This window comes from Luteimonas sp. Soil_C_16 (assembly GCF_057657295.1).
Map to the genome: position 1 here is coordinate 686,332 of NZ_JBDGIS010000001.1, position 25,204 is coordinate 711,535.

The 25,204-nt window shown below is 69.7% G+C and carries 29 protein-coding genes; 9 read left to right on the top strand and 20 right to left on the bottom strand.

Annotation, left to right across the window (positions count from 1 at the left end):
• Window positions 1-21: 21 nt before the first annotated feature.
• Window positions 22-486, top strand: a complete 465-nt coding sequence (locus AC3A5T_RS03050) for a tRNA (cytidine(34)-2'-O)-methyltransferase (RefSeq protein ID WP_487627301.1) — start codon at window positions 22-24, stop codon at window positions 484-486.
• Between the two features lie 299 nt (window positions 487-785).
• Entirely contained in the window at window positions 786-1,364 is a 579-nt protein-coding gene (locus AC3A5T_RS03055; RefSeq protein ID WP_332077767.1) for an outer membrane beta-barrel protein, read from the top strand.
• A gap of 269 nt (window positions 1,365-1,633) precedes the next feature.
• Here AC3A5T_RS03055 and AC3A5T_RS03060 read toward each other — a convergent pair whose 3' ends face one another.
• From AC3A5T_RS03060 to AC3A5T_RS03075, 4 genes are all read right to left on the bottom strand, one after another.
• Window positions 1,634-2,644 carry an NAD(P)H-dependent glycerol-3-phosphate dehydrogenase gene (locus AC3A5T_RS03060; RefSeq protein WP_487627302.1) on the bottom strand — a complete coding sequence of 337 codons (1,011 nt, stop codon included), beginning with the start codon at window positions 2,642-2,644 and terminating at the stop codon, window positions 1,634-1,636.
• A gap of 2 nt (window positions 2,645-2,646) precedes the next feature.
• Entirely contained in the window at window positions 2,647-3,174 is a 528-nt protein-coding gene (gene secB / locus AC3A5T_RS03065) for a protein-export chaperone SecB (RefSeq protein ID WP_487627303.1), read from the bottom strand.
• A 78-nt stretch (window positions 3,175-3,252) separates the two neighbouring features.
• A complete protein-coding gene (locus tag AC3A5T_RS03070) occupies window positions 3,253-3,690 on the bottom strand; it encodes a rhodanese-like domain-containing protein (protein WP_232136658.1) in 438 nt (145 codons plus the stop codon).
• 88 nt (window positions 3,691-3,778) lie between these two features.
• On the bottom strand, window positions 3,779-4,222 hold the full coding sequence (locus tag AC3A5T_RS03075; RefSeq protein ID WP_487627304.1) for a hypothetical protein: 444 nt from the start codon (window positions 4,220-4,222) through the stop codon (window positions 3,779-3,781).
• 78 nt (window positions 4,223-4,300) lie between these two features.
• Here AC3A5T_RS03075 and oleC point away from each other — a divergent pair, with 78 nt between their 5' ends.
• From oleC to ubiB, 5 genes are all read left to right on the top strand, one after another.
• Window positions 4,301-5,974, top strand: a complete 1,674-nt coding sequence (gene oleC, locus AC3A5T_RS03080; protein ID WP_487627305.1) for an olefin beta-lactone synthetase — start codon at window positions 4,301-4,303, stop codon at window positions 5,972-5,974.
• Window positions 5,971-6,966, top strand: coding sequence for a 2-alkyl-3-oxoalkanoate reductase (gene oleD, locus AC3A5T_RS03085; RefSeq protein ID WP_487627306.1), 996 nt, complete (start codon window positions 5,971-5,973; stop codon window positions 6,964-6,966). Before oleC ends, oleD begins: the two co-directional genes overlap by 4 nt.
• A 72-nt stretch (window positions 6,967-7,038) precedes the next feature.
• Window positions 7,039-7,197 (top strand): DUF1328 domain-containing protein, encoded by a 159-nt coding sequence (locus AC3A5T_RS03090; protein WP_082387634.1) that lies wholly within the window; start codon window positions 7,039-7,041, stop codon window positions 7,195-7,197.
• 138 nt (window positions 7,198-7,335) lie between these two features.
• Window positions 7,336-7,980, top strand: coding sequence for a ubiquinone biosynthesis accessory factor UbiJ (locus tag AC3A5T_RS03095; RefSeq protein ID WP_232136666.1), 645 nt, complete (start codon window positions 7,336-7,338; stop codon window positions 7,978-7,980).
• On the top strand, window positions 7,977-9,665 hold the full coding sequence (gene ubiB, locus AC3A5T_RS03100) for a ubiquinone biosynthesis regulatory protein kinase UbiB (RefSeq protein WP_487627307.1): 1,689 nt from the start codon (window positions 7,977-7,979) through the stop codon (window positions 9,663-9,665). Before AC3A5T_RS03095 ends, ubiB begins: the two co-directional genes overlap by 4 nt.
• Window positions 9,666-9,738: 73 nt before the next feature.
• Here ubiB and AC3A5T_RS03105 read toward each other — a convergent pair whose 3' ends face one another.
• The 3 genes from AC3A5T_RS03105 to AC3A5T_RS03115 form a co-directional block, all read right to left on the bottom strand.
• Window positions 9,739-11,019 carry an RNA polymerase sigma factor gene (locus AC3A5T_RS03105; RefSeq protein ID WP_487627308.1) on the bottom strand — a complete coding sequence of 427 codons (1,281 nt, stop codon included), beginning with the start codon at window positions 11,017-11,019 and terminating at the stop codon, window positions 9,739-9,741.
• A gap of 104 nt (window positions 11,020-11,123) precedes the next feature.
• The gene (locus AC3A5T_RS03110) at window positions 11,124-11,531 is read right to left on the bottom strand and encodes a VOC family protein (protein ID WP_487627309.1); all 408 of its coding nucleotides are present in this window, start codon (window positions 11,529-11,531) and stop codon (window positions 11,124-11,126) included.
• Between the two features lie 34 nt (window positions 11,532-11,565).
• Window positions 11,566-11,979: a VOC family protein gene (locus AC3A5T_RS03115; RefSeq protein ID WP_487627310.1), complete on the bottom strand. Its 414-nt coding sequence runs from the start codon at window positions 11,977-11,979 to the stop codon at window positions 11,566-11,568.
• Between the two features lie 163 nt (window positions 11,980-12,142).
• Between AC3A5T_RS03115 and AC3A5T_RS03120 the strand changes: the two genes are divergently transcribed.
• Entirely contained in the window at window positions 12,143-12,967 is an 825-nt protein-coding gene (locus AC3A5T_RS03120) for a DUF4377 domain-containing protein (protein WP_487627311.1), read from the top strand.
• Window positions 12,968-13,109: 142 nt separating this feature from the next.
• On the opposite strand, the gene AC3A5T_RS03125 is transcribed toward AC3A5T_RS03120, so the two are convergent.
• The 13 genes from AC3A5T_RS03125 to AC3A5T_RS03185 form a co-directional block, all read right to left on the bottom strand.
• On the bottom strand, window positions 13,110-13,727 hold the full coding sequence (locus AC3A5T_RS03125) for a YbhB/YbcL family Raf kinase inhibitor-like protein (RefSeq protein WP_332077783.1): 618 nt from the start codon (window positions 13,725-13,727) through the stop codon (window positions 13,110-13,112).
• 21 nt (window positions 13,728-13,748) lie between these two features.
• Window positions 13,749-15,821 (bottom strand): tetratricopeptide repeat protein, encoded by a 2,073-nt coding sequence (locus AC3A5T_RS03130; protein ID WP_487627312.1) that lies wholly within the window; start codon window positions 15,819-15,821, stop codon window positions 13,749-13,751.
• 325 nt (window positions 15,822-16,146) lie between these two features.
• Entirely contained in the window at window positions 16,147-17,208 is a 1,062-nt protein-coding gene (locus AC3A5T_RS03135; protein ID WP_487627439.1) for a YheT family hydrolase, read from the bottom strand.
• 59 nt (window positions 17,209-17,267) lie between these two features.
• On the bottom strand, window positions 17,268-18,071 hold the full coding sequence (locus AC3A5T_RS03140; protein WP_487627313.1) for a lysophospholipid acyltransferase family protein: 804 nt from the start codon (window positions 18,069-18,071) through the stop codon (window positions 17,268-17,270).
• Between the two features lie 88 nt (window positions 18,072-18,159).
• The gene (locus AC3A5T_RS03145; RefSeq protein WP_487627314.1) at window positions 18,160-18,576 is read right to left on the bottom strand and encodes a hotdog fold thioesterase; all 417 of its coding nucleotides are present in this window, start codon (window positions 18,574-18,576) and stop codon (window positions 18,160-18,162) included.
• Window positions 18,577-18,695: 119 nt separating this feature from the next.
• Window positions 18,696-18,869: a hypothetical protein gene (locus AC3A5T_RS03150; protein WP_487627315.1), complete on the bottom strand. Its 174-nt coding sequence runs from the start codon at window positions 18,867-18,869 to the stop codon at window positions 18,696-18,698.
• A gap of 55 nt (window positions 18,870-18,924) precedes the next feature.
• Window positions 18,925-19,089 (bottom strand): hypothetical protein, encoded by a 165-nt coding sequence (locus AC3A5T_RS03155; protein WP_332077788.1) that lies wholly within the window; start codon window positions 19,087-19,089, stop codon window positions 18,925-18,927.
• Window positions 19,090-19,118: 29 nt separating this feature from the next.
• A complete protein-coding gene (locus AC3A5T_RS03160; protein WP_332077789.1) occupies window positions 19,119-19,283 on the bottom strand; it encodes a hypothetical protein in 165 nt (54 codons plus the stop codon).
• Window positions 19,284-19,321: 38 nt separating this feature from the next.
• Window positions 19,322-19,468, bottom strand: coding sequence for a hypothetical protein (locus tag AC3A5T_RS03165; protein WP_332077790.1), 147 nt, complete (start codon window positions 19,466-19,468; stop codon window positions 19,322-19,324).
• Between the two features lie 343 nt (window positions 19,469-19,811).
• Window positions 19,812-21,758 (bottom strand): phospholipase D family protein, encoded by a 1,947-nt coding sequence (locus AC3A5T_RS03170; RefSeq protein WP_487627316.1) that lies wholly within the window; start codon window positions 21,756-21,758, stop codon window positions 19,812-19,814.
• Window positions 21,758-22,354, bottom strand: coding sequence for a YceI family protein (locus tag AC3A5T_RS03175; RefSeq protein ID WP_487627317.1), 597 nt, complete (start codon window positions 22,352-22,354; stop codon window positions 21,758-21,760). Before AC3A5T_RS03175 ends, AC3A5T_RS03170 begins: the two co-directional genes overlap by 1 nt.
• Before the next feature lie 38 nt (window positions 22,355-22,392).
• Entirely contained in the window at window positions 22,393-22,869 is a 477-nt protein-coding gene (locus tag AC3A5T_RS03180) for a SixA phosphatase family protein (RefSeq protein ID WP_332077793.1), read from the bottom strand.
• 76 nt (window positions 22,870-22,945) lie between these two features.
• Window positions 22,946-23,578, bottom strand: a complete 633-nt coding sequence (locus AC3A5T_RS03185) for a ParA family protein (RefSeq protein WP_332077794.1) — start codon at window positions 23,576-23,578, stop codon at window positions 22,946-22,948.
• Window positions 23,579-23,694: 116 nt separating this feature from the next.
• Between AC3A5T_RS03185 and AC3A5T_RS03190 the strand changes: the two genes are divergently transcribed.
• Window positions 23,695-25,179, top strand: coding sequence for an AAA family ATPase (locus AC3A5T_RS03190; RefSeq protein ID WP_487627318.1), 1,485 nt, complete (start codon window positions 23,695-23,697; stop codon window positions 25,177-25,179).
• The last annotated feature ends 25 nt before the right edge of the window (window positions 25,180-25,204 follow it).

The window sequence follows — 25,204 nt, forward strand, 5'->3', positions numbered from 1 at the left end:
GCCCGCAGTCCGGTCCGGCCCATGTTCGACGTCATCCTGCACACGCCCGAGATTCCGCCCAACACCGGCAACGTGATCCGCCTGTGCGCCAACACCGGCGCGCGGCTGCATCTGGTGCGGCCGCTGGGCTTCGACCTCGACGACCGCAACCTGCGCCGCGCCGGCCTCGACTACCACGAGTACGCGACGCTGCAGGTGCACGACGATCTCGATGCCGCACTCGCGGCGATCCAGCCGGCGCGCCTGTTCGCCTTGAGCACGCGCAACAGCGTCCGTTTCGATGCGCCTGCGTTCGCGCCGGGCGACGCCTTCCTGTTCGGCAGCGAGACCCGCGGCCTGCCCGACGAGGTGCTCGGCCGCGTACCCGACGGCCAGCGCCTGCGTCTGCCGATGCGGCCGGGCAACCGCAGCCTCAACCTGTCGAACGCGGTGGCGGTGGTGGTCTTCGAGGCCTGGCGCCAGCACGGGTACGCCGGCGGCCAATAACACGCCAGCGGGGTACGCCCGGCAAAGCCGCCCGGCATCGACTGCAGGCCGAAAGGGGGAAGGTTGGAAACGGTTGCACCGCGACCTGAACACCATGCCAAAAGTTCCTGTACTTGGGAGTTCAATATTCAGCGCGGGTTGCACGCGCAGGTCGAGAATGCGCCATACCGGCCCGGGTGGCCGTGCTTCCCCTCCCCTCGAAGCGCATCCCCTCCCTGTCACCCGGGCCGGCATTTCTTCAAGGCAGCACCCATAAGAGCCGGGCTCCACGCAGGGTCCGGCCGGAGAGAGAACCCCGAATGAAGCGCCTCCTTCCGATCGCAGCCCTCGCCGCTGCGCTCCCCTTCGCCGCCACTGCCGCCGAAGGTCTGTCCTACAACTACGTCGAAGGCGGCTACTCGGCCAGCAAATCCGACATCGCCCCGGTCAACCGCGACGTCGATTCCGACGGCTGGTCGATCCGCGGTTCCGCCGCGTTCCTCCCGAATTTCCACGCCTTCGGCGACTACACCCGCGAGAGCGTCGACAACAGCCCGCTCGACCGTGACCAGTGGCGTCTGGGCGTCGGCTACAACCACGAAGTGACGCCGCGCACCGACCTGCTGACCCGCGTGGCCTACCAGAAGCTCGACTTCGGCCGCGGCATCAACGCCGACGGCTATTCGGTCGAAGTCGGCGCGCGCACCGCGCTGCTGCCGGCGCTCGAAGGCTACGCACTGGCCGGCTACGAGGATCTCGACAGCGGCTTCGACAGCGAGTTCTACGGCCGCCTCGGCGCGCAGTGGAAGTTCAATCCGAACTTCGGCGTCGCCGGCGACATCAAGCTGATCAAGGGTGGCGACACCCAGTGGTTCGTGGGTCCGCGTCTGACCTGGTAAGCGCCACACCGCTCCCCCGCGGTTTCCGGTCCCCAGCGCTTCCCCGGCGCCTCTCTCTCCCGGAAATCGCCAGAACCCGGCCAGTGATGGTCGGGTTCTTTTTTTCGCGATGGCGCCGAGTGGCCGATGTAATCCCTGTCATCCCGGCGGAGACGGGATCCGGTGACTTGAGGCGCTGGTCCGCGCTGCCCGCACCCCACCATCCGCGTTGCGGATGGCCCCCTCTCGCAAGGGGAGAGGAACGCAGGTCGGGCCTTCGGCCCGGCTTCTTATTCGAACTCGGGCTTCTGCTCGCGCGCCATCAATCGCGTCAGACCTTCGGCCGGCGTCATCTCGCCGTGCAGCACGGCGCGGACGTGGCTGGAGATCGGCAGTTCGATGCCGTGCCGCTCGGCCAGACGCATGACCTCGTCGGCGGTCTGCACCGACTCGACCACCTGGCCGATCGCGCGGACCGCGTCTTCGAGCTTCTCGCCGCGGCCCAGCGCCAGACCCAGCCGGCGGTTGCGCGACAGGTCGCCGGAACAGGTCAGCACCAGATCGCCGAGACCGGCGAGGCCCATCAGGGTTTCCGCGCGGCCGCCGATCGCCTGGTTGAGGCGCAGCATTTCGTTGAGGCCGCGGGTGATCAGGCCGGTGCGGGCGTTGAGGCCCAGCTCCATGCCGTCGGCCGCGCCGGTGGCCACGGCCAGCACGTTCTTCATCGCGCCGCCGAGTTCGGCGCCGCGCATGTCGGTGCCGGTGTAGGCGCGGAACGTCGGGCCGTGCAGCACGTCGGCGACGGTCTGGGCGAAATCGGCGTCGTCCGACTGCACGGTAATCGCGGTCGGCAGGCCGGACGCGACTTCCTTGGCGAACGACGGGCCGGTGACGACGGCCAGCGGCACGTCCTCACCCACGAGCGCGCCCGCGACTTCATGCAGGAACCGGCCCGAGCCGGGTTCGAAGCCCTTCGTCGCCCACGACACGCCGACACCCGCCGGGCGCAGCGGCGCCAGCAGTTCCAGCGTCTCGGCGAAGGCATGCGACGGCACGACGACCAGGATCAGGCCGACGCCGTCGAGGGCATGGGCCAGATCGGTGGTCGCGCGCAGGTTGTCCGGCAGCGGGATACCCGGCAGGTAGCGCGGGTTCTCGTGGCGCCGGTCGATCGCCTCGATCTGCGCCGCGTTACGGCCCCACAGCGTGGTGGGGTGCCCGTTGCGTGCGATCAGCGAGGCGAGCGCGGTGCCCCAGGAGCCCGCGCCCAGCACCGCGACCGCGGTCTTGCGATCGGTCACGCTCAGGCGTTGCCGATCTGGTCGGTCGTGGGCTGCTCGTTGCCCTGCGCGCCGCGCTGGCGCAGACCTTCGGCGTAGAGCGCATCGAAGTTGATCGGCTGCAGCAGGAACGGCGGGAACCCACCGGCCTGGATCAGATCGCCGATCAGCTGGCGGGCATACGGGTAGAGCACGTTCGGGCACTGGGTGCCGAGCAGCGCGTCGAGGGTGTTGCCGTCGAAACCGGCCAGACCGAACACGCCGGCCTGCTTCACTTCGGCGACGTACACGGTGTTGCCGTTGTCTTCGCCGGTGGTGCAGGTCAGGGTGATCGCCAGCACGACTTCGAACGCGTTGTCGCCGACGCGCTGCACGCTCTGGTTGAGATTCATGTTGAGCTGCGGCTGGGCCTGCTCGTTGAAGATCGCCGGCGACTTGGGCGACTCGAACGAGACGTCCTTGACGTAGATCTTCTCGACGCTGAACTGCGCGCCCGTCGGCTGCGCCGGGGCTGCGCCATTGGCGCCGTTGGTGGCCTGTTCTTCGGACATGTGAATCGACTCCGGCAAAAAATGTTGGGTGAGACGAATTGCCGATTATGGCATTCCGTCGAGGCGGTACCGCTGCGCTCAGCCGCGGCCCTTGGCCAGCGGCAGATCGGCCTGCAGCCAGCCGCCGATGCCGCCGTCGAGCACGTAGACGTTCTCGAAGCCGGCCTTCTTCAGGCGCTTGGCGGCATCGCTCGCCGTGCTGCCGGTCTTGCAGACCAGCACCACCGGCAGGGCCTTGGCAGGCGCGAGCTGCTTGCTCTCGGGATCGAACTGGCTCATCTGCACGTTCTTCGAGCCCGGGATGTGGCCTTTGCCGAAGTCGGCGGCGGGGCGCAGGTCGACGACCAGCGCGTTGTCGCGGTTGACCAGCACGGTCAGTTCGGCCGGGCGCAGGACCTTGAAGCCGCGGAACAGCCGCGAGATCTCGTTGAAGACGATCGCCACCGTCAATGCGGCGAGGATCAGCGACAGCATCTGGTTGCGGCCCAGGAAGGCCAGAAGTTCTTCGAAATTCACGGACGGATCGCGGTATGGCAGCGGGCGGCGATTGTCGCACACCACCATGACCGCCCGGCGGCGGGCGGCCGACGGCGGCCGGGCGGGGTCATTCGCCGGCCCACAGATCCGGCAGGCCGTCGACGATCCACCAGGTGCCGGCGGCGGCATCCCAGCGCCAGCGCTCGGTGTAGCGCACGGTGCGCTCGGCCATCGTGTGGCGGTTGACCACGCCGATCTGGATCTCGCGGACCGCTTCTTCCTTAGTCGCCGTGGCGCTGGTCTCGCGGTAGCCGGTGACCTGCACCTGCTCGTAGCGGGCGAAATCGAGTTCGCTGGCCGGATGCGCGGTGCGGTACTCCGGGTCGACCAGCTGCCAGGCGGTCTTCATGTCGTTCCAGCGCACCGCGCCGGTCCAGGCGTACTGCGCGCGCTCGAGCGCGGTGCCCTGCTTGCCGGCGCTGGCGCAACCGGGCAATAGCGCCAGCAGCGCGAGCAGCGCCGCGACGACCGACACGCGGTGCAGGGACGAACGGGCGTAAGTCGCGCGCATGGCAGGGTCTCGAAGCGTGAGGCCGCCATCGTAGCCGTCGCGGCCGGCGCACGGGCGGCTGCCGGTATCCTCTTGGCGATGGATGTCGACACTTCTGTCCGGGCCGCCCCGGTCAATATCGCCGCCGCGTTGCCGCGGCTCGCCAACGCCGCGCCCGATCGCATCGCGATGCGCTGCCCCGGCCCGGACGGCCGCTACGCCGATGCGCACGCCCTGACCTACGGCGCGCTCGATGCGCGCAGCGACGCGATCGCCGCCGGACTCGCCGCGCGCGGCATCGTCCGCGGCACGCGCACGGTGCTGATGGTGCGGCCGACGCCCGAGTTCTTCCTGTTGATGTTCGCCCTGTTCAAGGCCGGCGCGGTGCCGGTGCTGGTCGATCCGGGCATCGACAGGCGCGCGCTGAAGCAGTGCCTGGACGAAGCCGGCGCCGAGGCCTTCATCGGCATTCCGCTGGCGCAGTGCGCACGAGTCTTGCTGGGCTGGGCGAAATCGGCGCGCGTACGCATCACCACCGGGCGCTGGGCGGTGCTCAGCGATGCGACGCTGGCGGATGTGGAACGCGCCGGCGCGGGTGCCGGTCCGCAACTCGCCGCGACGGCAGGCGACGACGTCGCCGCGATCCTCTTCACCAGCGGCTCGACCGGCGTGCCCAAGGGCGTGGTCTACCGGCATCGCCATTTCGCCGCGCAAATCGACATGCTGCGCGATGCGTTCGGCATCGGCGCCGGCGGCATCGACCTGCCGACGTTCCCGCCGTTCGCGCTCTTCGATCCCGCGCTCGGCCTGACCTCGATCATTCCGGACATGGATCCGACCCGGCCGGCCAAGGCCGATCCGCGCAAGCTGCATGCGGCGATCGACCGTTTCGGCGTCGACCAGCTGTTCGGCTCCCCCGCATTGATGGGTGTGCTCGCGAAGTACGGCAAGCCGCTGCCGACATTGCGCCGCGTGACCTCGGCCGGTGCGCCGGTGCCGCCGGACACGGTCACGAAGATTCTCGAACTGCTGCCCGACGACGCGCGCTTCTGGACGCCGTACGGCGCGACCGAATGCCTGCCGGTTGCCGTCGTCGAAGGCCGCGAACTGCTGGCGCTGCGCACGCGCACCGAACACGGCGCCGGCACCTGCGTCGGCCGACCGGTACCGCCGAACGAGGTGCGCATCATCCGGGTCGACGACGACGCGATTCCCACGTGGTCCGACGCGCTGTGCGTGCCCGGCGCCCAGGTCGGCGAGATCACCGTTGCCGGACCCAGCGCCACCGACGCCTACTTCAACCGCGATGCGCAGACGCGACTGGCGAAGATCACCGAGACATTGCCCGACGGCAGCACGCGCATCGTCCATCGCATGGGCGACCTCGGTTACTTCGATGCCGAGGGCCGGCTGTGGTTCTGCGGACGCAAGGGCCACCGTGTGGTGACCGCGACCGGCACGCTGTGCACCGAACAGGTCGAACCGGTGTTCAACGTGCACGCCGAGGTGAAGCGCACCGCGCTGGTCGGCATCGGTCCGAAGGGCGCGCAGACGCCGGTGCTGTGCGTGGAGCTGGAGGCCGGTGTCGCGAAGACGGAACAGGCGCGCATCGCCGACGAACTGCGTCACATCGGCGAAGGCTTCGTCCACACCGGGCGCATCACGCGCGTGCTGTTCCATCCCGGCTTCCCGGTCGACATCCGCCACAACGCCAAGATCGGCCGTGAAACGCTGGCGATCTGGGCCGCGACACACGCACAGGACCTCGCATGAAACTTCTCGTCACCGGCGGCGGCGGCTTCCTCGGCCAGGCCCTGTGCCGCGGCCTCGTCGAACGCGGCCATGACGTCACCAGCTTCAATCGCGGGCACTACCCCGAGCTCGATGCGATCGGCGTGGGCCAGGTGCGCGGTGATCTCGCCGATGCAAACGCGGTACGCGCTGCCGCGCAGGGCATGGACGCGATCTTCCACAACGCGGCCAAGGCCGGCGCCTGGGGCAGCTATGAGAGCTATCACCAGGCCAATGTCGTCGGCACGCAGAACGTGCTCGATGCCTGCCGCGCGCACGGCATCGGCCGGCTGGTCTACACGTCGACGCCGAGCGTGACCCACCGGGCGACGCATCCGGTCGAAGGCGGCACCGCGGAAACCGTGCCCTACGGCGAGGACTTCAAGGCGCCGTACGCGACGACGAAGAAGATCGCCGAGCAGGCAGTGCTCGCCGCGAACGGACCGGACCTCGCTACCGTCGCGCTGCGGCCGCGGCTGATCTGGGGACCCGGTGACCAGCAACTGCTGCCGCGACTGGTCGAACGCGCGCGGGCCGGACGCCTGCGTTTCGTCGGCGATGGCGAGAACCGTATCGACACGACGTACATCGACAACGCCGCGCAGGCGCATTTCGATGCCTTCGACCATCTGGCGCCGGGCGCGGCGTGCGCGGGTCGCGCCTACTTCATCAGCAACGGCGAACCCACGACGGTGCGCGAGATTGTCAACGCGCTGCTCGCCGCCGCCGGTGCGCCGCAGGTGACGAAGACGCTGCCGTTCGGCGCAGCGTATGCGATCGGCGCGATCTGCGAATCGGTCTGGCCGCTGCTGCGTCTGCAGGGCGAACCGCCGATGACACGCTTCCTCGCCGAGCAGTTGAGCACGACGCACTGGTACGACATGGCGCCGGCGACGCGCGACTTCGGCTACGTCCCGCGGGTCAGTCTTCACGAAGGACTCACCCGCCTGAAAGATTCGTGGACAGGTACCTGACCGTCACCTGATCGCGACTCCGGCGGGCATAGGGTGACCCCCGAACCGCTCACGGGAATCAGGAGACCACCCATGCTTCGTTATGCAGTCATTTTTCTTGTCGTCGCCATCATTGCCGGTGTCCTCGGCTTCAGTGGTGTCGCCGGCGCCGCCACCAACATCGCCTGGATCCTGTTCGTCGTGTTCCTGATCCTGGCCGTGATCTCGATGCTGCGTGGCCGCGGACCGTAACGTCCCAGCCCGATACGTGATCTGAAACGCCCGCCTTCCGGCGGGCGTTTTCTTTTGGGCGCGCGCCGCCTGTCGCACGCGCTGATGTCCCTTGCGCATTGCGCGTAGCGCCACCGCATCGGCCGCTACAATGCGGCCATGGCCGGATTCCTTCCTTCTCCTTTCGCGGCGCTCAAGCCGATCGCCGGACGCGCGCTGGAAACCGCGCTCAACCAGGCGCTCGCGCTCGATGCCGACACGCGCACCGCGCTCGCCGGACTCGATGGGCAGCGCATCGCGCTGACCCTCGCCTCGCCGCCGATCGCGCTGGAACTGCGCGTCGACGGTGAGCGCCTGCGCGTCGGTCCGGTCGACGACGCGGTCGAACCCGATCTCGCCGTGCGCACGACGATCGCCGGCGTGCTGTCGCAGCTGCCGTTCCTGCGCCGCGACGACGCGCCGCCGATCGGCAAGGTGCGCGTCTCCGGCGATGCCGAACTCGCGCGCCGGCTGCAGAAGCTCGCGGGACGCTTCGATCCCGACTGGCAGAAGCCGTTCGTCGCCGTCTTCGGCGAGGTGATCGGCGTGCAGGTCGCGAACGCATTCGCCAGCGCGCTGCAGCAGGCGCAAGGCCTGGGCCGCACGCTGACCGAAAGCGCGGTGGAGTACGTGACCGAGGAATCGCGCGACGTGCTCGGCCGCGACGAGCTCGAAGCGTTCAATGACGACGTCGACGTGTTGCGCGACGACGTCGAGCGACTCGCGGCGCGCGTCTCGCGTCTGTCGCGCGGGCCGGCTGCATGAAGGGTCTGCTGCGCGCCTCGCGTATCGGCCGTGTGCTGCTGCGCTACCGTCTCGACGATCTGCTCAACGACACGCCGGCCGAGCGCTGGCTCAAGCTCGCGCGTCCGTTCGTGCCGCGCGCCTCGGCCGACATCGCCGCGCAGTCGCGCGGTGCGCGCCTGCGTCTGGCGCTGCAGGAACTCGGACCGATCTTCGTCAAGTTCGGGCAGATCCTGTCGACCCGCCGCGATCTGGTGCCGCCGGACATCGTCGACGATCTCGCCCTGCTGCAGGACCGCGTGCTGCCCTTCGACGGCGCGCAGGCGCAGGCGATCATCGAGCGCGAACTCGGCATGCCGATCGCGCAGGCCTACGAGGCCTTCGACACCGTGCCGCTGGCATCGGCGTCGATCGCCCAGGTGCACGCAGCGACGCTGCCGCCCGACGACCGCAATCCGCGTCGCGAGGTCGTGGTCAAGGTGCTGCGCCCCACCATCGAGAAGCAGATCGCCGCCGACATCGCGCTGCTGAAGAACCTCGCTGCGCTGGTCGACCGTACGCATCCCAATGCCGACAAGATCCGCCCGCGCGAAGTCGTGGCCGAGATCGAGAACACGCTGGCCGCCGAACTCGACCTGCAGCGCGAAGGTGCGAATGCGTCGGTGCTGCGCCGGTTTTGGACCGGTTCGCAGGATCTCTACGTGCCGGCGCCGGTGTGGGAACGCACCACGCAGCGCGTGCTCACGCTCGAACGTGTACACGGCATTCCCAGCGACGATATCGCCGCCCTCGACGCCGCGGGCATCGACCGCAAGGCGCTCGCGGCGAAGGGCGTGCGTGTGTTCTATACGCAGGTGTTCCGCGACAACTTCTTCCACGCCGATGCGCATGCCGGCAACATCTGGGTCGATCCGGACCGCAAGACCAATCCGCGTTTCATCGCGCTGGATTTCGGGATCATGGGCCAGCTCTCGCGCGAGGATCAGTACTACCTCGCCGAGAATTTCATGGCGATCTTCCGCCAGGACTACCGGCGCATCGCCGAGCTGCACATCCAGGCCGGCTGGATGCCGGGCCACATCCGCATCGACGAACTCGAAGCCGCGGTGCGCTCCGTCTGCGAGCCGTATTTCACCCGGCCGCTGTCGGAAATCTCGCTCGGCGAAGTGCTCGGCAAACTGTTCCGCACCGCGCAGCGCTACCAGCTCACCCTGCAGCCGCAGCTGATCCTGTTGCAGAAGACGCTGTTGAGCATCGAGGGCATCGGTCGCCTGCTCGACCCGAAGCTCGACATCTGGGCGGTCGCGCGCCCGGTGCTCGAACGCATCCTCGTCGAGCGCTACAGCCCGCAGCGTCTGGGCCGAGAATTCCGCGACCGCCTGCCGGAACTGATCACCCAGGCGCCCGACATGCCGCGCCTGCTGCACGGCTGGCTCAAGCAGCAGGTCGAAGGCCGCCACGAACTGCGCATGCGCTCCGACGACCTCGCCGCGCTGACCGCGACGATGCAGGGCATGCAGAAACGTATGGTCGCCGCGATCCTCGGCGTCGGTCTGCTGATCGTCGCCGCGGTGCTGTACGCGCTGGAAGCGGGCGGTCCGAGCTTCGTCGGCCTGCCGGTGGCGACGTGGGTTGCCGGTGTCGGCGGGCTGTGGGCGCTGCTCGCGGCATGGCCGCGGCGGTCGCCGGTGCATCTGCGGGACTGAGGTCGTCGACGCAGTGAACTGACTGCTCTCGAGTCCTCCCCCCGCAGGCGGGGGAGGACTCGAGAGCAGCGCATCAGTCGTTGTGTCGCGCACGACATGCCGTCGCACGCGCACCGAGCCAGTCCCGCTCGCGCGGATTGCGCGCCAGCGAGGCCGCGTGTTCGAACGCATCCGCCGCATCTGCATGCCGTCCGAGCTTGGCCAGCAGATCGCCGCGCACGCCCGGCAGCAGGTGGTAATCGGCCAGCGTGGCGTCGCCGGCCAAGGCATCGACCAGCGGCAATGCGGCCGCAGGCCCGGCCGCCATGCCGATCGCGACCGCGCGGTTGAGCGCGACCACAGGCGAGCCCGTCAGCGCGAGCAGCTGTCCATACAGCGCGGCGATGCGCGCCCAGTCGGTGCCGTCCGCGGTCGGCGCCAGCGCATGGCAGGCGGCGATCGCGGCCTGCAGTTCGTAGCCGCCGGGCGACGCGGTCCCGCGCGCGGTCTGCGCCTGCGCCAGTGCCGCGAGCCCCGCATCGATCGAGCCGCGATCCCAGCGCGTGCGGTCCTGGTCGGGCAACAGCACCGGATGCCCGTCGGCGTCTGTGCGTGCATCGAGCCGCGAGGCCTGCAGCGCCATCAACGCGGCGAGCGCGTGCACCTCGGCCTCGCGCGGCATCAGCGCCGCCAGCACGCGCGTCAGCCGCAGCGCTTCTGCGCACAGATCGGGGCGCGCCCAGTCGTCGCCGCTGCTCGCCGCATGGCCTTCGTTGAACACCAGATACAGCACGTGCAGCACCGCCGACAGCCGCGCCGGCAGGTCCGCGCGCTGCGGCACTTCGAACGGCGTGCCGGCGTTCGCGATGGTCTTCTTGGAGCGCACGATGCGCTGCGCGATCGTCGCCTCGGGCACCAGAAACGCGCGTGCGATCTCGTCGGTGGTCAGGCCGCCGATCAGGCGCAGCGTCAACGCGACCTGCGATTCGACGGTCAGCGCGGGATGGCAGGCGACGAACATCAGCCGCAACACGTCGTCGCCGATGACGTCGTCGAGCGCGTCCTGCGCGCGCGCGTCCGATTCGTGCTGCGCCTGCTCGATCTCGCGCGCGAGTTCGGCGTGATGCGCGTCGAGGCGCTGGCCGCGACGCAGGCGGTCGATGCCGCGGTTACGCGCGGTGGTCATCAGCCACGCGCCCGGATTGTCGGGCAGGCCGTCGCGCGGCCAGCGTTCGAGCGCGGCGACCAGCGCGTCCTGCGCCAGCTCCTCGGCGAGATCGAGATCGCGTACCACGCGCATCAGGCCGCCGATGATCTTCGGCACTTCGTCGCGCCAGAGCGTTTCGATCGTGCGGTGCAGGGTGGCCGTGTCCATGGGCGGCGATGACAGCACTGCGCGCGCAACGGGGCAAGCCGCACTGCGGCGCACGGTGCGCCGGACATGGACGGTGGTCGGCGGCGGCGTGCACGTCCGCGCGCTCATTCCGTCGGGAACGCGGCCATGTCCATGTGCATCACCTCCCACAGATGGCCGTCGGGATCGGCGAAGCCGTGCTGGTACATGAAGCCGTGATCGACCGGTTCGGCCGTCACCGTGCCGCCTGCGGCGCGCGCCTTGGCGACGATCGCATCGACCGCGGCGCGGTCGGGCTGCGACAGCGCGATGATCGCGCCGACGTGGCCCGGCGGTGGCAGCGGCAACTTCGTGAAGCTCTGGAAGAACGGCTTGACCAGCAGCATGACGAAGCTGTCTTCGCCGATGATCATCGCGGTCGCGTTGTCGTCGGTGAACTGCGGATTGAACCGGAAACCGAGCGCGGTGAAGAAACGCACGCTGCGGTCGAGGTCTCCGACCGGGAGATTCACGTAGATCTGGGGACGGGTCATGGCGGTGCTCCTGTGATGTGGACGACGTGGAGATTCAGCAGCCCTGCTTGGAGCGCATCACCATCCAGCCGGTGCCGAAACGGTCGACGACCATGCCGAAGCGGTGCGCGAAGAAGGTCTCGCCCATCGGCGCACGCACCTCGCCGCTGTCCGACAGCGCGGCGAAGATGCGTTCGGCCTCCGCGTCGCTGTCCACGCCCAGATTGACGAATGCATGCGGCGCGGCCGGCAATGGCGTGCCCGGCGGCACGTCGGACGCCATCAGGAACTGCGCACCGACGGGGAGATGGGCATACATGATCCGTTCGGGCGCGGTGGCGTCGCTGCCGGGGCAGGGCGGGGCGTCGCCATAGGGCATCAGCACCGGTTCGCCGCCCAGCAGCGCGGCGTAGGCCTTGAACGCGTCGGCGCAGGTGCCGTCGAAATACAGGTAGGGATCGATACGCATCGCAGTGTCCTCGAAGGGCCGCCGGCTGGCGGTGTCGTTGGAACGACGTCTTGGCGCACCGGAAATCGACATCGCCGGACGGATTCGATGCACATCGCGCACACGGGGCGTTCCGGACCCGCCCGTTAAGCTGCCCGGCCCCTTGAGCACCGAGGAGACGCCGATGCGCCGCCCCCTGATGTTGCTGTTGCCACTCGCCCTGGCCGCCTGTGGCGGCTCCACGCCGCCGGAAGGCGCCGCCACGGCGCCCAGCCAGGCCGCTGCCGACGCGATTCCCGATGCCGCGCCCGCCGATCATGCGAAGACGCTCGAGGCCTACCACTGGCGCCTGGTCGACGCGACCAGCAGCGGCGGCGCGCGCATCGACGCCCTGCTCGATGGCGACGGCGAAGCGCTGCAGCTGGACTTCGCCGACGGCGGTCTGCGCGTGTCGAACGCCTGCAACCACATGGGCGCGAATGTCGCGCTCGACGACGACCGCCTGACGGTCGACCAGGTGATCTCCACGATGATGGCCTGCGCCGACGCGCAGCTGACCGCGCGCGAGCGCGAGATCGGCCAGCGCCTGCCCGGCACGCATCGCCTCGCGCTGACCGGCGGCGAGCCGCCGCGGCTGACGCTGCAGCTCGAGAATGGCGACGTGCTCGTGTTCGAGGGCGTGCCCACGCCGGCCACGCGCTACGGCGGTGAAGGCGAGACCGTGTTCCTGGAGATCGCGCCCGAGCGCGTCGCCTGCAGCCATCCGTTGATTCCCGAACAGCGCTGCCTGCAGACGCGCGAGGTGCAGTACGACGACGAAGGCGTGCGCTCGCCGGGCGATGCCGAATGGACACCGCTGTATCAGGACATCGAGGGCTTCACCTTCGAGGACGGCGTGCGCAACGTCGTGCGCGTGCAGCGCTTCGACGTGGCCGATCCGCCGGCCGATGCGCCATCGCAGGCGTACGTGCTGGACATGGTGGTGGAGTCGGAGAGCGTAGGGCGCTGACGCGGTGCGCCCGGCGCGTTGAATCATCTGCTGCGCGCGATGTCGGGATCACGCGATCCGCGGCCCTCACCCCAACCCTCTCCCGGTGGGAGAGGGGCTCTTGAGTGCCGAGCGCGACCCGACCGGTCGCGTCCCGAGACCGTCAGGGCTTCGCAGCCTCCGGATGCAGCGCATAGCTGCCCCAGGTCGTGGTTTCGGCCAGCACGTGGCCCTGCACCGCGCGCAGCACGTCGTTGGCGGTGAAGCGCTCCGGCACGTCGAGCGTGGCGACGTCGAGTGCGAACAGGCGGAAGAAATAGCGGTGCGTGCGCAGGTCGTTCGGTGGCGGGTAGGGGCCGTCGTAGCCGAACCAGTCGCCGGCCAGGTCCGGATCCCCGGCGAACCAGCCGGTGTAGTCGTTGAGGCCCTGGCGCGCGCCGTCCGGGCCCGGCGGATTGCGCTTGCCGCCCTTGGTCACGCCGTCGCTGGCGCTGCCTTCTGCGATCGTGCGCAGGTCGGCCGGCAGATCGACCACCGCCCAATGCACGAAGGTGCCGCGCGGGTGTTCGACCGGAATCTCGACGCCGTCCTTGCCCGCCAGTGACGGATCGGTCGGCGCGTCGGGATCGAGGCACAGCAGGGCGAACGAACGCGTGCCCGCCGGCACGTCGTCCCAGGCGAGATGCGGGTTGCGGTTGCCGCCGAAGCCGTCGGGCGCGCCGACCGCGAACGTCGCCGCGATCGGCTGGCCCTGCTCGAAACTGTCGCTGTGGAGTCGCATGGTGTCTCCGCTCGGAAAGGATCAGTCCTGACGGTAGCCCAGACGTACTGCAACGGGCGTCAGCGCGGCGAACGGGCCGGCCAGCGCCTCGCGGTAGGCGAGCCAGCGCCCGGCCGGAATGCGGTCGGGACCCAGCAGTTCGCGCGGCGGCGTCGGGAACGCGGGCACGCCGAGGGCTTCGGCGAAGCGCGCGGCCAGACGTTCGAGATCCTCGCCCGGCGCATCGGTGCGCACGACGGTGTGCGGGAACAGGTCCTGCTCGATCACGTCGGCGATCTGCGACAGATGCGCGGCCAGCCACTGCGCGGCACTGTCGACATCGGTGATGCGCAACGCCATCGGCGCGCCGTACGCGAACCACTCCAGCAGCATGTCGCGCGGATCGCGCAGCGCGAACAGCAGACGCGCCTGCGGCAGCTGCGGGCGCAGCGCCAGCAGCCAGGCGTTGTCCCAGAACGGAATCCAGTCGATAACCGCCCCGTTGGCGCCGATGCCACGCGCGGGCAGCTGCGACAGCCAACCGGCGGCGACCTGTTCGGCGGTGAACACGCCCTGCGCCAGACGCGCCGGCACGTTGGTGTCCTGAAACGGATCCTGGACCGCGATCGAGAACCGGTCGGCGCGGAATTCGGGCAACGCGCGCTGCAGCACGTTCGCGATGCGATCGACCTGCGCGCCGGGCGCGCCGTAGAGAAACACCGCGGGTGCACGCGGGCCGTCGACGGTCGCGCGCTCGGGCCAGCTCGCCGGCGCGGCGGTGGGCACGGGCGGGTCACCGACCTGCGCCGTTTCCTCGACGTTGAGGCCGAGCCACGTCGCGATCGCGTCGGCCGGACGATCCGCCGCGTCCTGGGCCGTGCCGATCCAGCGGCGCAGCATCAGGCGCGCCTGCGGACTGGCGGCCGGCAGCAGGCCTTCGACGAAAGTGACGGCGGCCGCGGGATCGCGGTCCAGCAACCGGTTGAACAGCAGCTGGTTGGCGTTGCCGTGGCCGGGCTGCAGGGCAGTGATCCTGCGCGCGGTCGCTTCGGATGCCTCGTGCGCGCCGGTGCCCGATTCCAGCGCGAGCTGCGCCTGCAGCGCCGGCAGATGATCAGGACGCGCCGCGTTCCAGCGCGCGATGATCGCGGTCGCCGCTTCGCTGCCGAAGGCTTCCATCGCCAGACGCGCGACCCACAGGTGATCCAGCTCCGGTGATTTTTCGAGCGCGGCGTCGAGCGTGGCCTGCGTCTCTTCGGTGTTGCCGGTCGCTTCCCACAACAGCAGCAGGCCGTTGGTCGCGCGGTGCGAATCGGGATGCGCGGCGAACGCGGCCTGCAGCAACGGCTTGGCGCGATCGAAGCGCTTCGCCTGCAGTTCGAGCTCGCCGGCGAAGGCCTGCAGCGACGGCGTCGCGTGCGCGGGATCGGCCAGCAGCACGGCGAGTTCGTCGGCCGCGTCGGCCGGACGCCCCTGCTGCAGCACGATCTGCGCGAGCAGGCCGCGCAGCTGCACCTGACCGGTCTTCTCGATCAGGCGGCGGAACGATTGCTCGGCGAACGCGAAGTGGCCCTTGGCGAGATACGCGAAGCCGAGCGCACTGATCACCTGCAGATCGTCCGGCGCCCCCTTCGAGGCCGCCGACAGCAGCGTCAGTGCGCGATCGTGGTCGTTGCGGCGCGAGGCCAGCACGCCTTCGAGCATCAGCGTCCACGGATGCTCGGGCGCAACGCGTGCGGCGAGTTTGGTCTGGCGCTCGGCTTCGTCGAGATCGTTGCGGCCGATCGCCATCTGCGCCTGCACGACGTACGCGCCGAACTGGTTGGGATCGAGCGCGACGGTCTGCGCCAGCGCGGCCTGCGCGCCGCCGAGGTCGCGCGTGTCGAGCAGCATGCCGGCGCGCAGGAAATGCAGTTCCGCGTCGTCGGGCATCTGCGCGATGGCGGCGTCGATCGTCGACAGCGCGGTCTCGCGATCACCGGTCGCACGGAACGCGAGCGCGGCGGCGCTCAGCGTGTCGGTGTCCTTGTGTCCCTCGGCCAGCGCCTGGCGGGCGAGCGTGGCGGCTTCTGCATTCGCGCCGCGGCGCAGGGCTTGGTAGATCTGTTGCGACATGCTGGATATCCGGGCGCGAAGCCGACCAAAGGCAAGGCCGGGCATTGTAGCGGGCGGGGTGGGGCGGGTTCGAAGCGCGGATCACAGGTGCCGGACGCAACGACGCGCGCGAGCAACCGCTGATGCGCACGGACACCGCACCCCGTCGCCCCAGCGCAGGCTGGGGCCCATCTCGATCTTCGTTCCAAGACTGGCCGGGACGACGCAACGGCGCCGTGCGCCCGACGGAGACGAAAAGACGACGCGCCCGAAGCCGAGTGTTCTGGACGAAGCGGCGTGATCACAACCCGCAAAGCGCGTAGCCCGCCCAACCGATACGCACAATTCAACCGCTCTGCGCACCCGCACCCGCATGCACCGCCGTCGCCAGCCGCGTGCGCTCCACCGAGGTCCGTGCAGCATCCGCGTGCACATCCAGACGCGCGGCGACCCAGCGTTCGGCGAAGCCGTCGAGATGCCGGTCGAGCAGGAAACCGCAATGCCCGCCCCAACGGCTGATCTCCAGCCGCGCATGCGCCGGCAGCGCGAGGGCGTGGAAGGCGTCGAGCGGAATCACCGGGTCGTCCGCCGCCATCAGGATGTCGACCGGCACCTGCAGCGACGACAGCCGGTCGCCAGCGACCGAGTAGCCGTCGAAGTAGTCGTCGAGCGTGCCGAACTCGGTATGCGTGCGCACCAGCCAGTCGGTGAGGTCGCGCAGGCCCAGGCTCAGCGTGGCGTCGTCGACGTCCAGATGATCGGGGAACAGGTCGCGCTTGCGCCGCAGCGAGGCCCGCCAGGTGCGCTCGAAGTGCCGCAGATACAGCTGGTGGTGCGCCACCTCCATCTGCAGCATCGTGCGCGCCGGGTCGATGACCGGACAGACCGCGGCGACGCCGGCCAGCTGCAGACCGGCGGCCGGCGCGCGCAGCGCGAGCCGCAGCGCGAAGTTGCCGCCCAGCGAGTAGCCGGCCGCGAGCATCGGCCGCGGATCGAAGCGCGCGGCGATGTCGACCGCCGCGTGCACCACCTCGTCGATGCGGTTGGAATGGAAGATCGCTTCGTTGAGGTGGTGGCTGTCGCCGTGGTCGCGGAAATTCAGCCGGAACACCGCATAGCCGAGCGCCAGCATCTGGGCCGCGGTCTGGCGCATGTAGCTCGATTCACTGCTGCCCTCCCAGCCGTGCAGCAGCAGCACGAGGCCGCGCGGCGCGCGGCCTGGCACCACGCTGTGCAGGCCGTGCAGGCGCACGCCTTCGCCGCCGTCGACCAGATGCTCGGTCGTCACCGCACCGGTCGCGGCGAGTGCCTGCGCGCCGCGTCGCCGTCGCCACTGGCTGCTGCCGAGCGCCGTCTGCAGATGCGGATTGCGCAGCCAGAACGGCGGCGCGTACTCGCTGCCGCCCACGCGCATGCCCTCCGCGGCGAGGCCGCCTGCCTCCGTCTCCGGCGACGGACGCAGCCGCTTCAATCGCGTGCGTCCAGCGCCGCGACGATGCGCTCGCGCGAGACCTCGGCCAGATGCCGGCGGCCTTCCGCATTGGCCGGCAGGATCGGTTCGAGAAACGCGACCTCGGCATCGCGCGCGGGCTCGCCGAGCAGGCGGATGAAATTGGCGAAGAAGGATTCGCGCGGGCCGAAGGCGACGATGCGCTGCGCCGATGCGTGCCGCCCGTAACGCAGCGCCACCGGCTGCACGGCCACATTGGTCTCCACCGCCGCCAGGAAGATGCGCGCGTGGAACGGGCCGACCGCATCACCCCCGCGCGTGCGCCCTTCGGGAAACACCGCCACCGGCCGGCCTTCCCGCAGCCGCGTGACCATCTCCTCGAGCACGCCGCCCAGCGATTCGGTGCTGCCGCGCTGGTGGAAGATCGTCTCGCCGCGCGCGGCCAGCCAGCCCACCACCGGCCAGCCGGCGATCTCGCGCTTGGCCACGAAGCCGACCATGCGCTGGCTGTGCAGCGCGACGATGTCGACCCAGCTCACGTGATTGGCGACGAACAGCACCGCACCCGGCAACGGCGTGCCGCTGCGATGCAGGCGGAAACCGAAGATCCACATCAGTCCGCCCTGCCACCAGCGGATCATGCGGTGGTCGACGCGCTCGCCACTGCGCAGCCGGCGTCGGCCGATCGGCGGCAGCATCGACAGCAGCAGGATCGGCAGATGGATGCACAGGTGCCACAACAGCACCGGCACGCGCACGCAGTAACGCAACACGCGCGCCGGCGTGTCGCCGGCGTCGGCGCGAACGGAAGAAGCACTCATCGGTGCACGATACCCAAACATGGGCCTGCGCGGCGTGGAACGCGTTCGAGGAACGCCTGCCACGCGCCGCAGGTTGCAGAATGCGCGCTCACGGTTTCGGCACCACCGCGAGCGTCAGCCGCGAGATGCACACCAGCTTGCCGGCCGCATCTTCGACGCGGATCTCCCACACCTGGGTGCTGCGTCCGACGTGCAGCGAACGCGCGGTGCCGGTCACGATGCCGGCGCGCACGCCGCGCAGATGATTGGCGTTGATCTCGATGCCGACGACGCCGCAACCCTCGGGCACGGACAGGCCGCCGGCGCTGCTGCCGAGGGTCTCGGCCAGCAATGCGGACGCGCCGCCATGCAGAAGTCCGAACGGCTGATGGGTGCGGCTGTCGACGGGCATCGTCGCGCGCAGGAAGTCCGGGCCGATTTCGGTGAAGACGATGCCCAGCGCGGCAATCGCCGTATCGGCGGACATCGCGTTGAGCTGGTCGAGCGAGGTGTCGCTGCGGAACATGCGGGGAAGGCTCCGGGGGAAACCCGGCAGCTTAGGCCGTTGCGGGCCGCCGCGCAGCGCGACCGGCGGAATGGCGCGTCGCGATGGCGCGCGTACCGGTCGCGGGGGATCGATGCGGATCAGACGATGTGGAAACGCGTCGGCATGGCGCTGTCGCGGACTTCGTAGCGGAACGGGCTGTCGGCGTGGCTGCGCGCAGCGCGGACCTGGGCATGGAAGCGCGCAGGCGGGGCGATGCAGGCCGGGACCGGAACGGACGCGTCGGTGGCGCGGAGGGTGTGGATGCGGAACATGGCGGAACTCCTGAGGATCGGGGGAACGCTTCAGGCGCCGGAGCTGATCGGAGGATCAGGCGATGCGGAAGCGCGAAGGACTGGTGTGGGTGACGTAGCTGCGCGGGGCGCCGTAGCTGCTGCTGGCGCCGTAACCGGTGCCGGGTTCGCGGGTGGGGCGCGGTGCAACCGACGGCGCGAGATGGGCGGCGGCGTCGACGATGGCGTGCATGCGGGACATGGCGGAACTCCTGGTGGGTCGAGCGGGGATCAGGCGACGCGGAAGCGGGCGGGGACCGATTCGGCGGCGTAGCTGCGGGGCGTGCCGTAACCGCTGCTGCGGCCGTAGCCGAGGCCGAACAGACGGGCCTGGCGGAAGGCGACGGGCGGCGCGAGGTGGGCGGCGGCGTGGACGATGGCGTGCATACGGGACATGGCGGGATTCCTGGAGAGAGGTGAAGTGGATGGACGGATCAGGCGACGCGGAAGCGGGCGGGCGCCGGTGCGCTGCTGTAGCTGCGCGGGGCGCCGTAGCTGCTGCTGCGGCCGTAGCCGAGGCCGAACGGGCGGACGAGTGCGGCGCTGGCGTTGCGGGCGGCGGGAGTGGTCTGGGTCTGCATGGCGGTGTCCTCGGGGTCGTTGTGCTTCGGTGTGTTGGTAGACTACAACACCACTGTTCGATAACACCACGTGCAAGAAGTCATATCCCGCGAATTCATCGAAACCATTAATCCTGCGTTCACTTTTCTTCGGTTCTATCGTCCGTTGTGACCAAGACGCCTGGACATCGAAGAACGTGACCGTGCAGCGCAGGCGCGCGCCCGCGTGGCCGTCAGGACGTCCGGTCGACAAGGCAGAGGGCGAGGCGCGCTCCCTCATCGAGGCGGCACGCGATTCGTCGGGTGTATGGTGCGCAGCGACCCCGTCGTCGCCGCGCCGACCGTGGGACGCGCCGGGCGCGTCTCAGAGAATCGGTACGAGTCCCGCGCCGAATGCGGTGAAGATCCGCGTCAGCAGGCTGCGGAAGCCGAGGCTCACTTCCGGGAAATCGCCGACCGCGACATAGCACTCGCGGAAACCCGGGGCATCCGGAGGCAACGGCGCCGGGCAGTCGGGCCCGGGCTGGAATTCGAAGCTCGTCGCATAGCGCGTCGGCCACAGATCGAAAATCGGCAAGCGCTCGGAGACTTTGGCCATCGAATAGTCGACGCCCGAGAACACCGGCGGCGGATCGCGCCGCGCGATCGTCCACGAATTCTCCGGCGACATGTCGCGGCGGATGCTCGCGGCCAGCCGCTGCGCGAAGCGCGCGTCGTCGATGACCACGGCGCTCTCGGTATTGAGGTTGTCGCCGCGTGGATCGAAGTTGTGCGTGCCGACCACGCCGATGCGCTCGTCGACCACCAGCGATTTCGCGTGCAGACCCATGCGCAGGCCCGTGCGGTTGAGCGGCACGCGCCGGTTCACGCCGATGCCCGCATACCGCAGCGCCGAATACTCGCGCGTCAGCGGCGCGGCGCTCGCGGGACGCGCGGCGATGACTTCCTCGCGCGTCGTCGCCGCGCCTTCGGTGCCGCTCTCGTCGAGGTTCACGCTGCCGTCGGCGTTCCACGAGATGCCGACGGCGCCGGTGACCTCGAGATCAATCGGCGCGTCTTCCGGGAACGGTTTGTACTCGTAGATCTGGAAACCGAAATCGCGCAGGTGCCGGCGCTTGTACTTGTACGACAGCGCATAGGTGATGAACGAATCGGTCGCGGCCAGGCTGTTGGTCGACACGACGACCTGCGGCGCGTCGGGCTGCGCGTGCAGGTCGAAGAACATCTGCTCGGCCGGTTTCGACAGCACCAGATACGGCGTCTGCAGCAGCACTTCGTCCTGCGCCGACTCGATCAATTCGCGCAGCCGCGGCGTCGCGGCGATCGCGGCCTTGGCCGCCTCGCGATTACGCCGGTGCTTGGCTGGGAGGTCGCCGATGAACTCGACCGGCCCGACCGGCAGCGCGGCATCGACCAGACGCTGGCGCACGAGCGCCCCGTCGCCGGCGTCTTCAAGGATCGCGGCCACGCGCTGCGGGCGCTGGTACTCCTGGAACGACACCGGCGGCACGCCGCTGCGCAGCAGATGCCGGCCGACGTCGCCCAGCTGCTCGACCGGCGTGCTTAACGGCGCGTGCCAGAACGCGACGAAGTTCTCCTCCATCGCCTCGACCACCGGCCCCGCGATCAGGACGTCGCGATCGCGGAAGTTGAAGCTGTCGCTCCAGTCGAAATAGTCGTCCTGGTAGTTGCGGCCGCCGGTGATGCCGACCACGCCGTCGATCAGCAGCGCCTTGCTGTGCATGCGCTGGTTGAGCCGCCGCCAGCAGCAGGCCGCGGCCAGCGCGTACTGCGGATAACTGATGCGCGCCCGGCCCAGCACCGGGTTGTAGATGCGCATCTCGAAGTTGGTGTGCGCGCCGGCCAGCGCCGACAGCGTCTCCACCGTGCGCAATGCCGACAGCTGGTCGACCAGCAGCCGCACCTGTACGCCGCGGCGTGCGGCCGACAGCAGTTCCTCAAGCACCAGATGGCCGGCGTCGTCCTCGTCGAAGATGTAGGTCTGCACGTCGATCGTGCGCTGCGCGCCGCGGATCAGATCCAGGCGCGCGAGCAGCGCGTCCTGGCCGTACTCCAGCAGCAGCGCGTAATGCTGCGGGGCTGCCGGCGTGCTGCGCGCCACCGCCCGGGTGCCCAGATCGCGCAGTGGCGACGGCGCCGCGCAGGCATCGGCGCGATCGCACAGCACTTCGGTGGAGCGCGCTTCGACCGCGATGTGCGCGGCGGCATCGCGTTTGGCCGGCGACAGCGAAGTGCAGGCCGCGGTCGCCAGCGTCAGCGCCAGCAGCAGGATGCGGGTGACGGCGTGCATCAGCGGGATTCCAGCGCGCGGATCCGCAGCGTGAATCGCACCTGGTCGGCCAGCGCGTAGCCCCAGCGGTCCATCGCGTACTGGCTGCGGCGGACATCGCCTTCGCCGATCACATCGCAGTCGAGGCCCGGGCGCGCGCACTGCGACGGGGTGATCCGGAAGGTCTCCCGGCGCTGCACGCCGCGGATGCTCAGGATGCCGGTCATCTCGCCGCCGTCGCGTGCGAGCGTGGACGGGAAGGGATCGGACACGAAGCGCACCTCGGGATAGCGCGCGACGTCGAAGACGCCCGGCCCGCGGGTGATGCGCGTGTAGGCGCGGCTGTCGATGATCTCGACGCTGTCCGCGTCCAGGATCAGCCGCACCTGGTGGCGGCCATCGGCCAGCACGGTGATGTCGCCACGCCAGTCGTCGAAGCGGCCCTCGAGCTGCTGGCCCCAGCGCGTCTTGAGGCTGAAGCCGATTTCCGAGCGCTTGAGATCCATCAGAAGCGTCTGGCCCGGCACGTCGGCCGATGCGAACGCGGGCGCGACGCACGCCGCCGACAGGCACAGGCCTGCCAGCGTACGCAGCGCGGAGCCGGCGGCATGGGCCATGGGCGAAGCAGCGTTGAGCGAAGCGGGCGCCGGTGCGCCTACGGCCACCAGAACGCCGACAGTTCGGCGACGGCGGGTTCGACCGCAGCGCCCGTCGGCAGCGTCAGCACCGCGATGCCGCCCGGCGGCATGCCGCGGTATTCGCCGGTCTGGCCGCTGTGCAGCAATGCGGCCAGGCGCTCCAGTCCGGGATTGTGGCCGACCAGCAACAGGCGGCCGGTGTCGCGATGTTCGTCGAGCAGCGTCGCCAGCGTGCCGGGCGTCGCTTCGTAGATCGAGGGCTCGAGACGTTGGTCGACGTAGCCGATCGCGCCGAGGACCGCTTCGAGCGTTTCGCGGGTGCGACGCGCCGGCGAACACAGCACGCAGTCGGGCACGAGGTGTTTCTCGCGCAGCCAGCGACCCGCTGCCTCCGCTTCGGCCAGACCTTCGGCCGACAGGGGCCGGTCGATGTCGGCTTGCCCGGGCAGGGCGGGATCGGCGTGTGCGTGGCGGAGCAGGATCAGTTCGCGCATGGGCGGTCGGCGGCCTCGTTTTGTGACTTCATGACGGGCGGAGCGTTCGGATGCGGTGAACGCGTCGGCGGACAGCCTACTTCCGGACCCACTTCAGCAGTGGCGCCCAGTCGTCCTGATGGTCGCGCACCTGCGCCGAATGGTAGTCGAACAGGCTCTTGCCCAGCCCGACCAGCATCACGTAAGCCTGGCTGTCGCGCAGCTGCGCGATCACCGGATACGGCCATTGCGCGAGCAGAGCGAGCGCCTGCTGCGAAGCGTTGGTGTGCGGGCGCAGGCGATTGGCGACCAGGCCCACGCGGGTCTGGCCGCGACGGATGCGCGGATGCTTGGCCAGCGTGTTGAGGAACCCCACGGTCGCATCGATGTCGAGCGCCGACGGCAGCACCGGCACGACGATCGCATCGGCGATCTCCAGATACGCATCCAGATCGTCGGCCATCGCGCCCGCGGGCGCATCGACCACCAGCCGGGTCGCGCCATCGGGGATCGATGCCAGCACCTTCTTGTGGCGCGCGCTGCCGTCGACCGGCAACACCGCCGCTTCCATCCCGGCGCGGCGTTCGGCCCAGCGCGTGGACGACTGCTGCGGATCGGCATCGACCAGCACCGTCGACTCGCCCGACAACGCGGCGTGCGCGGCGAGATGGGTGGCGATCGTGGTCTTGCCCACGCCACCCTTGGAACTGGCCACCAGTACCGTCTTCATCGAAGTCTCCGGGTCGGTTCGCGCATCGAGCGTACACCGCCCGTGCGACGCCCGCGACCGCATGCGCGCGCCACCCGTTTAACATCGGCATCCCAGACCGCGAGCGCGCCGCGCCCATGAGTGAACTGCAGGACCTGGCCGCGCTGATCCGGGCCAACACGCCGTTGATCGTCGTCGAGACGCCCGACGAGCCGCGCGCGGTCGAGTTGTTCCGGCAGTCGCTGGTACAGGTCTGGCGCGCGCTGTACCGCTGGACGATCACCGAAGGCCTGCGCCGCGTCGATCTCGACGGCGAGTCGGAGACCGACACCGCCGCCGATGCCAGCAACACGCTGGCCGCGATCCGCGACGCCGACCAGCGCGGCATCTATCTGCTGCTCGATTTCCATCCCTACCTCGGTTACGCGGGCACCCAGCGCCAGCTGCGCGATCTGGTGCAGCGTCGCCACTGCCTGCCGCACGTGATCGTGCTGGTCGGCCACAAGGTGGAACTGCCCGCCGATCTCGAAACCATGGCCGTGCGCTTCCGCCCGCGCCTGCCCGATGCCGATGCGCTGCTGAAGCTGGTGCGCGAGGAAGCGACGGCCTACCAGCAGGAGCATGGTGGACGGCGAGTCGAGGCCGACGCCGATGCGGTGCGCCAGATCGTGCGCAACCTGCAGGGCCTGTCGCTGGGCGATGCGCGCCGGATCACGCGGCAACTGATCCACGCGGATGGTGCGCTCGCGCACGACGACCTGCCGGCGCTGGCCAAGCTCAAGTTCGAACTGCTCAATAAGAGCGGGCATCTGCATTACGAATACGACACCGCCGGCTTCGCCGATGTCGCCGGCGCGCGCCGGCTCAAGCGCTGGGTCGAACAGCGACGTCGCGTGTTCGTCGAAGGCGACGCGCCGCCCGGTCTCGATCCGCCCAAAGGGGTGCTGCTGCTCGGCGTGCAGGGCTGCGGCAAGTCGCTGCTCGCGAAAGCCATCGCCGGCGGCTTCGGCGTGCCGCTGGTGCGGCTGGATTTCGGCACGCTCTACGACAAGTACCACGGCGAAACCGAGCGCAATCTGCGCGACGCGATCGCCTCGACTGAACAGCTCGCGCCCTGCGTGCTGTGGATCGACGAGATCGAGAAAGGCCTGGCCTCGAGCGGCGACAGCGACGGCGGCGTCTCGCGCCGCGTGCTCGGTTTCCTGCTGACCTGGATGGCGGAGCGCAAGTCGAAGGTGTTCCTGGTCGCGACCGCCAACCAGGTCCACGACCTGCCGCCGGAACTGCTGCGCAAGGGCCGCTTCGACGAGACGTTCTTCGTCGACCTGCCGACCGCCGACGTGCGCGCCGAGGTGTTCGCCGTACATCTGGTGCGGCGCGGCTTCGACGTCGCGGACTTCGACCTGCCGTTGCTCGCGATCGAGGCCGAAGGCTTCTCCGGCGCCGAAATCGAACAGGCCATCGTCGCCGCGCTCTACGCCGCACACGCCGCCGGCGCACCGCTGTCGCAGCCGATGGTCGTCGAATCCCTGCGCGACACGCGCCCGCTGTCGGTGATGATGCGCGAACAGGTCGACGCCCTGCGCAGCTGGGCGCGCGAGCGGACGGTGCCGGCGGATTGAATCGCGGCGGAGAGGCCGCGGCCGT

What these genes read in the sequence shown, in the direction of transcription:
- AC3A5T_RS03150 (WP_487627315.1), bottom strand. Translation starts at nt 18,869, where the DNA reads ATGTTCCGCATCCACACCCTCCGCGCCACCGACGCGTCCGTTCCGGTC.
- AC3A5T_RS03055 (WP_332077767.1), top strand. Translation starts at nt 786, where the DNA reads ATGAAGCGCCTCCTTCCGATCGCAGCCCTCGCCGCTGCGCTCCCCTTC.
- AC3A5T_RS03145 (WP_487627314.1), bottom strand. Translation starts at nt 18,576, where the DNA reads ATGTTCCGCAGCGACACCTCGCTCGACCAGCTCAACGCGATGTCCGCC.
- AC3A5T_RS03190 (WP_487627318.1), top strand. Translation starts at nt 23,695, where the DNA reads ATGAGTGAACTGCAGGACCTGGCCGCGCTGATCCGGGCCAACACGCCG.
- AC3A5T_RS03130 (WP_487627312.1), bottom strand. Translation starts at nt 15,821, where the DNA reads ATGTCGCAACAGATCTACCAAGCCCTGCGCCGCGGCGCGAATGCAGAA.
- AC3A5T_RS03120 (WP_487627311.1), top strand. Translation starts at nt 12,143, where the DNA reads ATGCGCCGCCCCCTGATGTTGCTGTTGCCACTCGCCCTGGCCGCCTGT.
- AC3A5T_RS03050 (WP_487627301.1), top strand. Translation starts at nt 22, where the DNA reads ATGTTCGACGTCATCCTGCACACGCCCGAGATTCCGCCCAACACCGGC.
- AC3A5T_RS03170 (WP_487627316.1), bottom strand. Translation starts at nt 21,758, where the DNA reads ATGCACGCCGTCACCCGCATCCTGCTGCTGGCGCTGACGCTGGCGACC.
- AC3A5T_RS03180 (WP_332077793.1), bottom strand. Translation starts at nt 22,869, where the DNA reads ATGCGCGAACTGATCCTGCTCCGCCACGCACACGCCGATCCCGCCCTG.
- AC3A5T_RS03175 (WP_487627317.1), bottom strand. Translation starts at nt 22,354, where the DNA reads ATGGCCCATGCCGCCGGCTCCGCGCTGCGTACGCTGGCAGGCCTGTGC.
- AC3A5T_RS03185 (WP_332077794.1), bottom strand. Translation starts at nt 23,578, where the DNA reads ATGAAGACGGTACTGGTGGCCAGTTCCAAGGGTGGCGTGGGCAAGACC.
- oleC (WP_487627305.1), top strand. Translation starts at nt 4,301, where the DNA reads ATGGATGTCGACACTTCTGTCCGGGCCGCCCCGGTCAATATCGCCGCC.
- AC3A5T_RS03105 (WP_487627308.1), bottom strand. Translation starts at nt 11,019, where the DNA reads ATGGACACGGCCACCCTGCACCGCACGATCGAAACGCTCTGGCGCGAC.
- AC3A5T_RS03090 (WP_082387634.1), top strand. Translation starts at nt 7,039, where the DNA reads ATGCTTCGTTATGCAGTCATTTTTCTTGTCGTCGCCATCATTGCCGGT.
- AC3A5T_RS03165 (WP_332077790.1), bottom strand. Translation starts at nt 19,468, where the DNA reads ATGCAGACCCAGACCACTCCCGCCGCCCGCAACGCCAGCGCCGCACTC.
- secB (WP_487627303.1), bottom strand. Translation starts at nt 3,174, where the DNA reads ATGTCCGAAGAACAGGCCACCAACGGCGCCAATGGCGCAGCCCCGGCG.
- ubiB (WP_487627307.1), top strand. Translation starts at nt 7,977, where the DNA reads ATGAAGGGTCTGCTGCGCGCCTCGCGTATCGGCCGTGTGCTGCTGCGC.
- AC3A5T_RS03115 (WP_487627310.1), bottom strand. Translation starts at nt 11,979, where the DNA reads ATGCGTATCGATCCCTACCTGTATTTCGACGGCACCTGCGCCGACGCG.
- AC3A5T_RS03095 (WP_232136666.1), top strand. Translation starts at nt 7,336, where the DNA reads ATGGCCGGATTCCTTCCTTCTCCTTTCGCGGCGCTCAAGCCGATCGCC.
- AC3A5T_RS03125 (WP_332077783.1), bottom strand. Translation starts at nt 13,727, where the DNA reads ATGCGACTCCACAGCGACAGTTTCGAGCAGGGCCAGCCGATCGCGGCG.
- AC3A5T_RS03110 (WP_487627309.1), bottom strand. Translation starts at nt 11,531, where the DNA reads ATGACCCGTCCCCAGATCTACGTGAATCTCCCGGTCGGAGACCTCGAC.
- AC3A5T_RS03140 (WP_487627313.1), bottom strand. Translation starts at nt 18,071, where the DNA reads ATGAGTGCTTCTTCCGTTCGCGCCGACGCCGGCGACACGCCGGCGCGC.
- AC3A5T_RS03075 (WP_487627304.1), bottom strand. Translation starts at nt 4,222, where the DNA reads ATGCGCGCGACTTACGCCCGTTCGTCCCTGCACCGCGTGTCGGTCGTC.
- oleD (WP_487627306.1), top strand. Translation starts at nt 5,971, where the DNA reads ATGAAACTTCTCGTCACCGGCGGCGGCGGCTTCCTCGGCCAGGCCCTG.
- AC3A5T_RS03160 (WP_332077789.1), bottom strand. Translation starts at nt 19,283, where the DNA reads ATGTCCCGTATGCACGCCATCGTCCACGCCGCCGCCCACCTCGCGCCG.
- AC3A5T_RS03155 (WP_332077788.1), bottom strand. Translation starts at nt 19,089, where the DNA reads ATGTCCCGCATGCACGCCATCGTCGACGCCGCCGCCCATCTCGCGCCG.